The 12,317-nt window shown below is 53.2% G+C and carries 7 protein-coding genes and 1 pseudogene; 4 read left to right on the top strand and 4 right to left on the bottom strand.

Going from position 1 to position 12,317, the window contains the following annotated elements; all coding sequences use genetic code 11:
• Nucleotides 1-89: 89 nt before the first annotated feature.
• Entirely contained in the window at nt 90-4,652 is a 4,563-nt protein-coding gene (gene gltB, locus ACTVDO_RS09045; protein WP_442901364.1) for a glutamate synthase large subunit, read from the bottom strand.
• 126 nt (nt 4,653-4,778) lie between these two features.
• Here gltB and ACTVDO_RS09050 point away from each other — a divergent pair, with 126 nt between their 5' ends.
• Nucleotides 4,779-5,687, top strand: coding sequence for a LysR family transcriptional regulator (locus ACTVDO_RS09050; protein WP_020959552.1), 909 nt, complete (start codon nt 4,779-4,781; stop codon nt 5,685-5,687).
• A 233-nt stretch (nt 5,688-5,920) separates the two neighbouring features.
• Here ACTVDO_RS09050 and ACTVDO_RS09055 read toward each other — a convergent pair whose 3' ends face one another.
• Entirely contained in the window at nt 5,921-6,907 is a 987-nt protein-coding gene (locus ACTVDO_RS09055; protein WP_020959551.1) for an NADPH:quinone oxidoreductase family protein, read from the bottom strand.
• A gap of 210 nt (nt 6,908-7,117) precedes the next feature.
• Between ACTVDO_RS09055 and ACTVDO_RS09060 the strand changes: the two genes are divergently transcribed.
• Nucleotides 7,118-7,687, top strand: a complete 570-nt coding sequence (locus ACTVDO_RS09060; RefSeq protein ID WP_442901387.1) for a Uma2 family endonuclease — start codon at nt 7,118-7,120, stop codon at nt 7,685-7,687.
• Between the two features lie 228 nt (nt 7,688-7,915).
• On the opposite strand, the gene ACTVDO_RS09065 is transcribed toward ACTVDO_RS09060, so the two are convergent.
• Together ACTVDO_RS09065 and ACTVDO_RS09070 are read right to left on the bottom strand one after the other, a co-directional pair.
• Complete coding sequence (locus tag ACTVDO_RS09065; protein ID WP_442901365.1) at nt 7,916-9,268, bottom strand: aspartate aminotransferase family protein; 1,353 nt, start codon at nt 9,266-9,268, stop codon at nt 7,916-7,918.
• A gap of 196 nt (nt 9,269-9,464) precedes the next feature.
• Nucleotides 9,465-11,093, bottom strand: a complete 1,629-nt coding sequence (locus ACTVDO_RS09070) for a PucR family transcriptional regulator (protein WP_442901366.1) — start codon at nt 11,091-11,093, stop codon at nt 9,465-9,467.
• Nucleotides 11,094-11,447: 354 nt separating this feature from the next.
• On the opposite strand from ACTVDO_RS09070, the pseudogene ACTVDO_RS09075 reads away from it, so the two are divergent.
• Both ACTVDO_RS09075 and ACTVDO_RS09080 read left to right on the top strand, forming a co-directional pair.
• Nucleotides 11,448-11,779: pseudogene (locus ACTVDO_RS09075) on the top strand (GABA permease); the annotation flags it as partial.
• Between the two features lie 186 nt (nt 11,780-11,965).
• Nucleotides 11,966-12,277 (top strand): hypothetical protein, encoded by a 312-nt coding sequence (locus tag ACTVDO_RS09080; RefSeq protein ID WP_020959547.1) that lies wholly within the window; start codon nt 11,966-11,968, stop codon nt 12,275-12,277.
• The last annotated feature ends 40 nt before the right edge of the window (nt 12,278-12,317 follow it).

Here is a 12,317-nt window from a genome sequence, read left to right on the forward strand (position 1 = left end):
CGCCTGTTTGGGCGATCAAAAAGCGAGCCCCGCGAGGCCGCGGGGCTAAAGCGGCGCCGTTGCTTGGCAGCCGCCCGCAGACTACGGCGTTACTTCGCTACCGCTTGCAGCTGATGGGCGCCGCCGACAGCCGCCGCTTTTTTCTGTTTCGCCACCGTTTCAAACGCCACCATGACGGCTTCCTCATACGAAAGTCCGGACTGTTCAAGCGTTTCAATCGTTTCGACCATCAGTCTATAGTTTCGCGGAATGACTTTGACGAACCGGCGGACGTAAGCATCCCACTCATCAAGCACCAACGCGGCCCGCGGGCTTCCTGTGTAGCGGTAATGGTTTTCGATCATCCGGCGCACTTCCAAAATCTCGGCTTCATCTGCGAGCGGCTCAAACGAAACGAGCTCGCCGTTGGCCGTTTCTTTCCAGCTGTCATCGTCCGCCAACACGTAAGCGATCCCTCCAGACATACCAGCAGCGAAGTTTTTGCCGACCGAACCGAGAATGACGACACGGCCGCCGGTCATATATTCACAGCCATGATCGCCGACGCCTTCAACAACAGCATGGACGCCGCTGTTGCGGACACAGAATCGCTCGCCGGCACGGCCGCGAATGTATGCCTCCCCGCTTGTAGCCCCGTAAAACGCCACGTTGCCGATAATGACGTTGTCTGCGGCGGCAAACGGCGCTTCATGCGGCGGACGGACGATCACTTTTCCGCCGGAAAGCCCTTTGCCGACGTAATCGTTCGCATCACCGACAAGCTCGAGCGTCATCCCTTTTGGCACAAACGCCGCAAAACTCTGCCCGGCCGACCCGGTGAAATAGAGGCGGATCGTATCTTCCGGCAGCCCTTCCTCGCCGTAGCGCTTCGAAATTTCGCTGCCCGTCATCGCTCCAACCGTACGGTGAACGTTGCGGATCGCAAGCTCGAGTTCAACGGGTTCCTGCCGCTCAAGCGCTGGTTGCACCGCAGGCAAAATTTCCGTATAGTCGAGCGTCTCTTCCATTCGATGGTTTTGTCCTTTGCTGCAAGTGCGCGGGCCATCGACTTGGTACAAGAGACGGGACAAGTCAAGATGTTTCGCTTTCCAGTGCGTTTTTGCCCGCTCGCTCACTTTCAAGACGTCAACGCGGCCGACCATCTCATCGATCGTACGGAAGCCAAGTTCCGCCATAATTTCCCGCACTTCTTGAGCAATAAAGTACATAAAGTTGACAACATACTCTGGCTTCCCAGTGAATTTTTTGCGCAGCTCCGGATTTTGCGTCGCCACACCGACCGGACACGTATCCAAATGGCAGACGCGCATCATAACGCAGCCTAAGACGACAAGCGGAGCTGTCGCAAACCCGAATTCTTCAGCGCCAAATAGAGCGGCCATTACGACATCGCGGCCGGTCAAGAGCTTGCCATCGGTCTCCAAAATAACGCGGTCACGCAAGCTGTTGAGCATTAATGTTTGATGCGTCTCCGCTAAGCCAAGTTCCCATGGCAGACCGGCATGTTTAATGCTCGTTTTCGGCGAAGCACCCGTACCGCCGTCATACCCGCTGATGACGATGACATCGGCGTTCCCTTTCGCTACGCCAGCGGCGATCGTGCCGACGCCTGCTTTGGCGACAAGCTTGACGCTAATGCGCGCGTCTTTGTTGGCGTTTTTCAAATCGTAAATCAACTGGGCCAAGTCTTCGATCGAATAAATATCGTGATGCGGCGGCGGGGAAATGAGCTCGACTCCCGGCGTCGAACCGCGCACTTTCCCGACCCACGGGTACACTTTGTTGGCCGGAAGCTGACCGCCTTCGCCCGGTTTTGCCCCTTGCGCCATTTTGATCTGCAATTCATCGGCATTAACTAAATAATGGCTTTTCACGCCAAATCGCCCGGATGCGACTTGTTTAATCGCGCTGCGGCGCCAGTCGCCGTTTTCATCTTTCACATAGCGGGCTGGATCTTCGCCGCCCTCGCCGCTATTGCTTTTTCCACCGATCCGGTTCATGGCGATGGCTAACGTCTCATGCGCCTCTTGGCTGATCGAGCCGAACGACATCGCCCCGGTTTTAAAGCGGCGAACGATCGACTCAACCGGTTCGACTTCGTCAATCGGCACCGGCTTCCGGTTCGAGTTAAAGTCAAACAAGTTGCGCAAGAACGTCAAACGCTCTTCATTCGCTAGTTTTGAATATTGTTTATACAAATTGTAGTCGTTTTTCCGGCACGCCCATTGCAGCAAATGAATCGTCTGCGGATTGAACGCATGGTGCTCGCCGTTGCGCCGCCATTGCAACTCGCTGCCGGTATCGAGCACATCGTCTTCATGCCGCGCGCCGAATGCGGCTTCATGGCGCATTTTCGCCTCTTTCGCAATCTCTTCAAGCCCGATGCCGCTAATTTGCGACGCCGTACCAGTGAAATACTGATCGATGACATCTGTTCCAATGCCGACCGCTTCAAAAATTTGGGCACCGCGGTAGCTTTGTACCGTTGAAATGCCCATTTTCGACATCACTTTCACAACGCCGTCAACAGCGGCTTTCATATACGTTTTCACCGCTTCACGATAAGACAAGGCGATCGTGCCGTTTTCTGACGCTTGGCGGATCGTCTCAAGCGCCAAATACGGGTTGATGGCGTCAGCTCCGTAGCCGATGAGCGCCGCAAAATGGTGCACTTCCCGCGCTTCGCCGCTTTCGACCAGCAGGCTGACGTTCGTGCGCGTCCCGTTGCGGACAAGATGCTGGTGAAGCCCGCTTGTCGCCAACAAAACCGGAATGGCGACATGTGTTTCATCAACGCCGCGGTCGGACAGCACAAGAAGCGCCGCGCCGTTTTCGATCGCTTCATCCGCTTTGGCAAACAGCTCATCAAGCGCCGTTTTCAAATCGTCGGTAAATAACGTCGGCAGCACCGCGCACGCAAATTCCGGGTGTGGATTCGCTTTTAACGCCGCCAGTTCTTCGTTCGTCAACAGCGGCGTCTCAAGGCGAATGCGCCGCGCCGCTTTGGCGTCCGGATGCAAAATATTCCCTTCTTTGCCGAGCAGCGTCATCGTTGAGGTGACGACGTATTCACGGATGGCATCAATCGGCGGGTTGGTGACCTGGGCAAACAACTGCTTAAAGTAGTTGAACAAGCTTTGTGGCCGCTCGGACAGCACCGCCAACGGCGCATCCATGCCCATCGCGCCCGTTGGGTCTTTCCCTTCCGTCGCCATCGGCAAAATCATTTTTTCCACATCTTCAAACGTGTAGCCGAACGCCTTTTGCAATTTTATGAGCTGCTTCGGCGCTTCGACATCCTCCGGAACGTCCAGGTTGTCAAGCGTGATCATCTGCTCATTGATCCATTGACGATACGGCTGTTCTTGGGCCATTTCCTCCTTAATTTCTTGATCGGAAATGATCCGCCCTTGCTCGAGGTCAACCAAAAGCATTTTCCCCGGGCTCAGCCGCTCTTTATATAAAATGTTGTTCGCATCGACATCAATCACGCCGACTTCGGACGAGAAAATAATGTAGTCGTCTTTCGTCACATAATAGCGAGCCGGACGCAAACCGTTCCGGTCCAAAATGGCGCCGATTTGCTTGCCGTCGGTGAACGAAATCGCCGTCGGTCCGTCCCACGGCTCCATGAGACAGCTGTGGTACTCGTAAAACGCCTTTTTCGCCCCGTCCATCTGCTCATCCCAAAACCACGGTTCCGGAATGAGCATCATCGCGACATGGGCCGGCTTCCGGCCAGCGAGAACGAAAAATTCAAACGCATTGTCCAAAATGGACGAGTCGCTGCCGTTTGTATCTAAAATCGGCGTCACTTTTTCCAAGTCATCGCCGAACGCTTCCGAAACAAACTGTTTCTCACGCGCTGCCATCCAGTTAACATTGCCGCGCAGCGTGTTGATTTCACCGTTATGGATCAAATAGCGGTTCGGATGGGCCCGCTCCCAACTCGGGAACGTGTTCGTGCTGAAGCGCGAATGCACGAGGGCAAACGCCGAACGGAACCGTTCATCTTGCAAATCCAAATAAAAGGCGTCCATTTGTTCCGGCGTCAGCAACCCTTTATAGACGATCGTCCGACTCGAGAAGCTCGCTACGTAGCACTCGTTGTTGTCCACGCATTTTTCAAACTGTTTGCGAATGACGTACAATTTCCGTTCAAATGCCAATTCATCGACAACATCATCACTAGGGGCGACAAACACTTGGCGGATGAACGGCTTGCTTTGCCGCGCCAGTTTGCCGAGTTTGTCGTTGTCAACCGGCACGGTCCGCCAGCCGAGCAGGCGCTGCCCTTCCTTGGCGATCAGTTCGTTTACCTTCTCTTCATAGTACGCCCGCTTTTCCTCATCTTCCGGCAAAAAGAACATTCCGACCCCGTAGCGACCCGTTTCCGGCAAGTTCATTTCGCCGCACACCGCTTGAAAGTATTCGTGCGGAATTTGCGTCATAATGCCCGCGCCATCGCCCGTTTCCGGATCGCTTCCTTGCCCGCCGCGATGCTCGAGCTGACAAAGCATATGGAGCGCTTTTTCGATAATATCGTGTGACGGTTTTCCTTTCAAATGCGCATAAAACCCGATCCCGCATGCATCATGTTCAAATTCCGGCCGATATAGCCCTTGTGCTTTCGGTAATCCGTAGTGTTTCATGCTGCCTTCCCCTCCCGTTCCGAATTGTCTGTAATATTTATTGTAGTTTTCAAGATTAATATAAACAATATATAATTTAGATGAAATCAATCTCATTTTTCGATAAAAGGGAAAGGGGTGGAAAAAATGGAATTAAGACAGCTGCAATACTTCGTCGAAGTAGCCAAACGCGAGCACGTCTCCGAAGCGGCCGATGCGCTCCATGTCGCCCAGTCGGCGATCAGCCGGCAAATTGCCAACCTCGAAGCCGAGCTCGGCGTCCAGCTGTTTGAACGGGAAGGGCGAAACGTCAAGCTCACCCCGATCGGCCGCCACTTTTTGCCGCACGCGGAAGCGGTGCTGAAGGCGGTCGAGGATGCGAAGCAACAAATCGAAGAATATTTGGACCCGGAGCGCGGGACGATTAAAATCGGCTTCCCGACAAGCCTCGCCAGCCATATGATGCCGATGGTCATTTCCGCCTTTAAAGCGGAGCACCCGAACGTCTCGTTCCATCTTCGCCAAGGGTCGTATCATTATTTAATCGAAGCAGTGAAAAAACGGGAGATCGACCTCGCCTTTCTCGGGCCGATTCCGGCGCGTGAAATCGGCATTAAAGGAGAGATTTTGTTTTCCGAACCGTTTGCCGCCCTTCTGCCGAGCAGCCATCCGCTCGCCCGCCGCGACCGGATCGTATTGAACGAACTGCGCCATGATCCATTTGTGACGTTTCCAAAAGGATACATTTTGCATCAAATTTTGATCGACGCCTGCCATCAGGCCGGTTTTTCCCCAAACATCTCATCGGAAGGCGAGGACCTTGACGCGATTAAGGGATTGGTCTCGGCCGGCATCGGCGTCACTCTCCTGCCGGAAAGCGCCTTGTCGGAAAGCCTTCTTCGCTACGCCGCCAAAGTGCCGATCGAAATGCCGCAAGTAAAACGCAACGTCGGCATTATCATTTCCGACCACCACGAGCTTGCCCCGTCCGTGAAAGTGTTTTACCGATTTGTGAAAGACTTTTTCGCGGAGCTGGAGCGGTATCAGCTTGGATAACCGGCTCCAAAAGCAAAAAGGGAGACAGAGGCTATGTTCGCCCCTTCTCCCTTTTCTGCTTCTCCAAACAGCTATTTCCGGTTGGTCCGTTCAGGCCGGCTGTCGCTTCACCGAATGGGGCCGTCGGTTCCGCTCGTCAGTTTCCCGCTTGTCGGCGAACGCCGGCACATGTTTGCCATACAGCAGTCTTAAGACCGTGCCATCTCGGGCAAGAGAAAATTCGTTCTTTTCGGCTAAATAAGCCGCACGACCGCCCGGCCGCACAGCTCGCCGCGCAAAATGCGTTCGAGCGCCTGCGGCAGTTCGTGAAGCGCAATTTCGTGGGCAATTCGCTCCAAATCCGGCTTTAAGTCGCCGGCCAACCGCTCCCAAATGCGGAGGCGCAGCTCCATCGGGCAATAGACGGAGTCGATGCCAAGCAAGCTGACGCCGCGCAAAATGAACGGATGAACCGTTGTCGGCACGTCCACGCCGCCAGTCAACCCGCTCACCGCCACCGCCCCGCCGTAGCGGATGCGGCTTAACACCGTCGCCAGCGTCCGGCCGCCGACCGGATCGACCGCCGCCGCCCAGCGTTGCTTATCGAGCGGGCGGATGCGCTCGGCCGTGACGTCTTCCCGCGCCAACACTTCCTTGGCGCCAAGGGCGCGCAAATAATCATGCTCCGCCGCTTTGCCTGTGCTTGCTTCCACCGTATAGCCGCGCCTAGCGAGCATCGACACGGCCAAGCTGCCGACGCCGCCCGTCGCCCCCGTGACAAGCACCGGCCCGCGCTCCGGCGTCAGCCCGTGCTCCTCAAGCCGGTGGATGGACAACGCCGCCGTGAACCCAGCCGTCCCGATCGCCATGGCTTCTTTCAACGTCAACCCTTTCGGCAGCGGCACGAGCCAATCGCCATGCAGCCGGGCGTACTCGCTGTAGCCGCCAAAATGAGTGACGCCAATTTCATAGCCGGTCGCAATCACCTCATCCCCTTCACGAAACCGCGCATCGTTTGAGGAAACGACGGTCCCGGCCAAATCAATCCCGGGCACAAACGGATACGTTTTCACAATTTTGCCGTCCGGAATCGATGCCAATCCGTCTTTGTAGTTGACGCTCGAATAACGGACGCGGACAACGACGTCCCCTTCCGGCAAATCATCCATGGAAATCGTCTGCACGCCGGCAGTAAACTCTGTTTCGGTTTTGTTGACGACAAACGCTTGAAATGCGGACATCAGTTTTCTCCCTTTCCCTATACATTCTTCACCCATGTCATTCGACAAACAAACGCCACATTCCTTTCTGAACCAAAAAGACCTTCACTTCCACTTATGAGCGTAAGCGGGCGATGAATAAACGTCTAAAGAAAGTCCTCCCTACACTTCCTTGATTTCTTTTGCTAAACTGTAAACAAGCGTACCTTTAAAATGAAAGAGGGTGGAACAATGGGCAATATCCCTGATTCGAACAAAATTTACACGTATGCTGACTGGGAAACGTGGGAAGGCCGCTGGGAACTTATAAATGGAAAAGCGTATAATATGACGCCTGCTCCATCTTCGGAACATCAATTTGCAGTCGGAGAATTGTATTTTGCTTTGCGCCATTTTTTCCAAAACAAACATTGTTATGTCTTTATGGCGCCGTTTGATGTATTCCTTAGCAAAAAGGAAACATATGAAACCCCTGATGACATTGTCCAACCTGATCTTGCCGTCATTTGCAATAAAAAACAAATTGTCAAAAAAGGGTGTTACGGAGCGCCTGCACTGGTTGTTGAAGTCTTATCACCTTCAACCGCTTTAAAAGATTACAACGAAAAATTTTACATTTACCAATACTATGGCATTGCGGAATATTGGATCGTTGATACGGCCAATAAAATGATTCATGTGTACTATTTGCACGAAGGTGCATATCAACGACATGCCACATACGGACAACAAGACACATTGCATTCCGCACAATTTCAAGACTTAGCGATTCCATTAGCGCATGTATTGGAATGGGGGTAAAACAACCCTTGTTCAGCATGACATACTCATCATCAGTCTTGCGTCAAACACACAGAAATCGATGATCGGGCAGACGCTCCTAAGAATCCCCCATCCCGAAGCACCATCGCACAGGCGAAAGAACGTTCAGCCCTCGCAATAACCACCTGCTTCGATGTGTTTCCGAATGGCCGCGCAAAAGCAAACAAAACGCCAGCCTGTCGATCCGGCTGACGTTTGTCGTTCTTCTTATTGAATGGCCGCTAGCGCCTCGGTCAAGACGCGGACCACAAACGAAAGTTCATCATCCGTGATACAAAGCGGCGGCGATAAGGTGAGCACGTTGTTGTATCCCGCGACCGTCGTTCCGTTTTTGCCGATAATGAGGCCGTTCTCCTTGCATCGATGGATCACTTGATTGACAAGCGACATATCGAGCGGCTCTTTCGTCGCTTTGTCAGCGACAAGCTCAATGCCGACAAGCAGCCCTTTGCCGCGCACATCACCGACGTATGGATGGCCGGCCAGCTTCGTTTTCAGCTCATCAAGCAGCCATTCGCCGGCCTCGCGCGAGCGGTCAAACAGCCGCTCCGTCTCCATGATCTCGATGTTTTTCAGCGCTACAGCGCACGAAGCCGGATGGCCGCCAAATGTATTGACATGGCGGAAATAGTCGTATTCCCCTGTTCCTTTGAACGCTTCATAAATCTCCTTCCGCACCGCCGTTGCCGCCAGCGGCAAATACGCACTGGTAATCCCTTTCGCCATCGTGATGATATCCGGCTTGACGCCGTAGTTTTGAAATCCGAACGCTGTTCCCGTCCGGCCGAAACCGCAAATGACTTCATCGACAATAAGCAAGGCGCCGTGCTTTTCACATACTTCTTGGACCGCTTTCATATACCCGTCCGGAGGAATGAGCACGCCGCCGCCGGTGATGATCGGCTCCATAATGACCGCCGCGACCGTTTCGCTCAATTCCCACGTCATGGCGTCGTCAATGGCTTTCACCGCCCGCAGCTGGCGCGGATTTTCGGCTGAATCGGGGTCGCGGTACACATCCGGCGGCGGCACATGGATAAAGCCCGGCGCGAGCGGTTCGTATTTGTATTTCCGCTGCGCCTGCCCGGTCGCCGAGAGCGCCCCCATCGAGTTGCCGTGGTACGCCCGGTAGCGGGAAATGATTTTGTACCGGTGATGCTCCCCGCGCTGCTGATGGTATTGGCGGGCGATTTTAAACGCCGTTTCGTTTGCTTCCGATCCGCTGTTGGAAAAGAAAATCACATACTCATCGCCCAACAGTTCGTTGAGCTTTTCCCCGAGCTCGATGGCCGGCAGGTGGCTTTGCGTCAACGGGAAATATGCCAGCGTCTTCAACTGCTCATGCGCCGCTTCGGCAAGCTCCTCGCGCCCGTAGCCGACGTTGACGCACCAAAGTCCCGCCATCGCATCCAAATATTTGTTCCCGGCCGCATCGGTCACCCAGCACCCTTTCGCCTCAGCTGCTACGAGCGTGGCGTTCGGGTTGTACGGTTTCATCGAATGCCAAATGTATCGGTCATCTTTGTCGAGCCACAGTTGGTGGGTTTGTTCCGTTTTCATCGCCGCTTGGCTCCCTTCCACTAGAAATCGTTCTATGTTACAGCCATTATCGCTCATCCCGCCGCACAGTTCATTAGACAAACTGTAAAAATCACGGTCACACCCGTTCTACAGTTTGACTATCACTGTCGAGCCAAACCGTCGTCGGCAAATTGCCGCCAAGGCTCCAGAGCGAATTTCTCACGTCCATCCGCGTTCAGCAGCCTTTACTCAGCTTCAAGAAAGGCCCTTCACCACCCATGCCCCCCCCACCACCATCCATTAAGTAGTCGTACGCCTTAAGCATCAACTCAAGAGCCAACCGCTTGTCCGCTTCCATAAAGTCGGCGCCAAGGAAGCTTTCTAGCTTTTCAATGCGATGGTACAACGTCTGCCGGACGATAAACAGCCTCTTAGCCGTTTCTTGTTTTGAGCCGTTGCACTGCAAATATACTTTGAGCGTTTCAAGCAGTTTTCCGTTATGTTTCCGGTCATGCTCGACAATCGGGCCTAAACAGCGGTCCACCATTTCACGAAGATTGCTATATTTATCGAGCACCGTGATCATTCGGTACAAGTGAAGATCATCGTAAAACAGACTGACCGGTTCCTTCTTCACCCGGCTGCGAATTTTCAGCGCCTCGAGCGCAGCCGCATAACTTTTTTTCATCGCCGAAAGGGATGGGACAAACGTTCCGACGCCGACCTGCAAGTTCGAAAGCTTTGCCTGGACAAACTCCGACGTCATAAGACACTCGATTCCTTCCTCCATCCGGCTTTTCCACGTCACCTCATCCCGCTGGTTGATCGTGATAAACGCCAAATGCCGCCCCATATCGGCTGAAAGGAGAAAAAAGCCGCGCTGCTCAAACACCGACCGGCATAACAGTTTAAAGTACGTCGAATCGAAGCTTCCTTTTTGGCCAGCCGCGTCCGCTTTGCACACCCACACGGCGCCCCCGTTGATTTGAAGAGACGGGAAGTGATCGAACAAATAAGACGAAACCTCTTCGTCCGTATACTCCCCTGCCATCCATCCCTTCACCCATTCATTTTCTTCCGTCCGCCGCCTTTCTTCCACGTAAAGATTCCGCAACAAGTGCTGCGCCAAAGCAGTGGCCGTGCGGTCCAAAATCAGCAAATCAAACTCATTGATATCTCGGCCGGCGGGAAGAAGAGCCAGTTCCGCATATTCCGCGCCAAACAAAGAAATCGGTTTCGAAACGGCACCCGGCGGCAGGCTGGCCCCAGGCTGAACACCAGTTTCGTCTCCCCTCTTCGTCCGGCCGGGAACATACTCGGCTTCCGCGCCGTTCATTTTGAACACGACATAATGGCCTAGACAATGGTGAAGAACTTTCAAAATGTCGCGATGGTGGTGGATGTTCAGCAGCTTTTTATTCAGCTCTTGGGAATAAGATTCAAGCTGGGAAATCATCTTGTACTGCTGGTTGATCAAATATGTATGAATATCGTGGGTGATCTCCACAAACGGGACTTCCTCAAGAAAGAGAATAAGCGGAAAGTGGTGCCGATCGGCCAGTTCAAGTGCCTCTTTCGGAATCGACGAGGCATATGTCCCAAGCTCGATGCACAATCCTGAGGCGTCGCACTCAATAAGCTGGCGAAGCAAAGACAAAAAGAGTGAATCGTCCTCCTGCCACCCAACACCAGTAGACAAAATCAACTCCTTGCCGCGCAACAAATTGCTAATTTTCGTCACCTCGACAACATACACCCATTTGACTATTCTTGACAGTCCGTCTTTTCCAGCGGCAACAACCGCTTTTTCAAAATGTTTTCTTCGCAAAACATCGGCAACCGTAAGAGGAAAGCTGTACGCCATCTTCTCCTCTCCCCTCTTTCCTTAGTAAGGAAAAACATTCGAAACATTGTCGTTCAATTCCTTCTATAGTGAAAAGATCTATGGACAAATTGTCCAATCGCCATCCCAGTTTTACTGGCACTTTGTCCAATGCGCATGATAGCGTTTCCATATACACTAAAACCAACATAATAGTCATACTATTCAACAAATTTCAACTCTTTTGGGAGGGGGAGTGGGGATGAATCATTCCGGTCTGCAAAAAGGATTGAAAGAGCGCCATATGGCCATGATCGCCATCGCCGGGGTGATCGGCGCCGGACTGTTTGTCGGAAGCGGGGCGGTCATTCACTCAACGGGACCAGGAGCCATTCGGACAAAGTGTTTCTCTTTCTCGTCAACTCTTCCGGAGCGATCGCCCTGCTCGTCTATTTGGCCATCGCCGTCTCGCAGCTCCGCCTGCGGAAAAAACTCGAACGCGAAAACAGCGATTCATTAAAATGTGGCTGTTTCCACACTTGACTTATTTTACGATTCTTGTATTGCTCGTGATTCTCGCCTCAATGCTGTTTATCGATTCAATGGTGTCGCAGTTGCTGTTGACTTTGCTCATCACCGCCGTCGTCATCGTTTGCTACTTCGCCTTTGCAAGGCGCCGTCTCGACCCAACCTATGAGCCGGCGGCATCCACAATAGCGAAAGATTGATCTCCATCACATGAACGGGCGTCCGTCGGCACGGGCGCCCGTTTTGTACGTTCCGCCCTTCCCGTCCAACCGGCATCGCATAGAAAAGTGACAACTTTTCAAACTTCCGTCGCCGCCTATTACCTTCGCCGCCATTTCGTTGTATACTGACATTGAGAATAATTTCACAAACTAGGAGGACTAAATATGATCGTCCATGAACTGATGGACATGGAACAGTTATTTGCCGGTCAAGTAGTGGAAGGATACTACGTCATTCACGAAACATACCAAAACGTGCTCGTTGAACCGGAAGGCCACGACGCCGTCCGGCAGGTGGACGCCGGAACAGAAGAAGTTGTCACCATCGTGTTTGACCCCGGCGACGAGTATTCGCTCATTCGCCTTGACACATACACCTTCACCGACGGCATTCCGTCCTTGGCGGAGCTCAAAGAAACGATTGCTGCCGAATACGACGTCTTTATCGACGACCGCTGGGCTGCAGCGTCGTTGTAAAAAGCGCCTGAAACGACGGACATCAAGGGTTCGGAACATA

This window comes from Geobacillus sp. BK01 (assembly GCF_052220245.1).
In the GTDB taxonomy this organism is placed as follows: Bacteria; Bacillota; Bacilli; order Bacillales; family Anoxybacillaceae; genus Geobacillus.

What these genes read in the sequence shown, in the direction of transcription:
- ACTVDO_RS09080 (WP_020959547.1), top strand. Translation starts at nt 11,966, where the DNA reads ATGATCGTCCATGAACTGATGGACATGGAACAGTTATTTGCCGGTCAA.
- ACTVDO_RS09050 (WP_020959552.1), top strand. Translation starts at nt 4,779, where the DNA reads ATGGAATTAAGACAGCTGCAATACTTCGTCGAAGTAGCCAAACGCGAG.
- ACTVDO_RS09055 (WP_020959551.1), bottom strand. Translation starts at nt 6,907, where the DNA reads ATGTCCGCATTTCAAGCGTTTGTCGTCAACAAAACCGAAACAGAGTTT.
- ACTVDO_RS09070 (WP_442901366.1), bottom strand. Translation starts at nt 11,093, where the DNA reads ATGGCGTACAGCTTTCCTCTTACGGTTGCCGATGTTTTGCGAAGAAAA.
- ACTVDO_RS09060 (WP_442901387.1), top strand. Translation starts at nt 7,118, where the DNA reads ATGGGCAATATCCCTGATTCGAACAAAATTTACACGTATGCTGACTGG.
- gltB (WP_442901364.1), bottom strand. Translation starts at nt 4,652, where the DNA reads ATGAAACACTACGGATTACCGAAAGCACAAGGGCTATATCGGCCGGAA.
- ACTVDO_RS09065 (WP_442901365.1), bottom strand. Translation starts at nt 9,268, where the DNA reads ATGAAAACGGAACAAACCCACCAACTGTGGCTCGACAAAGATGACCGA.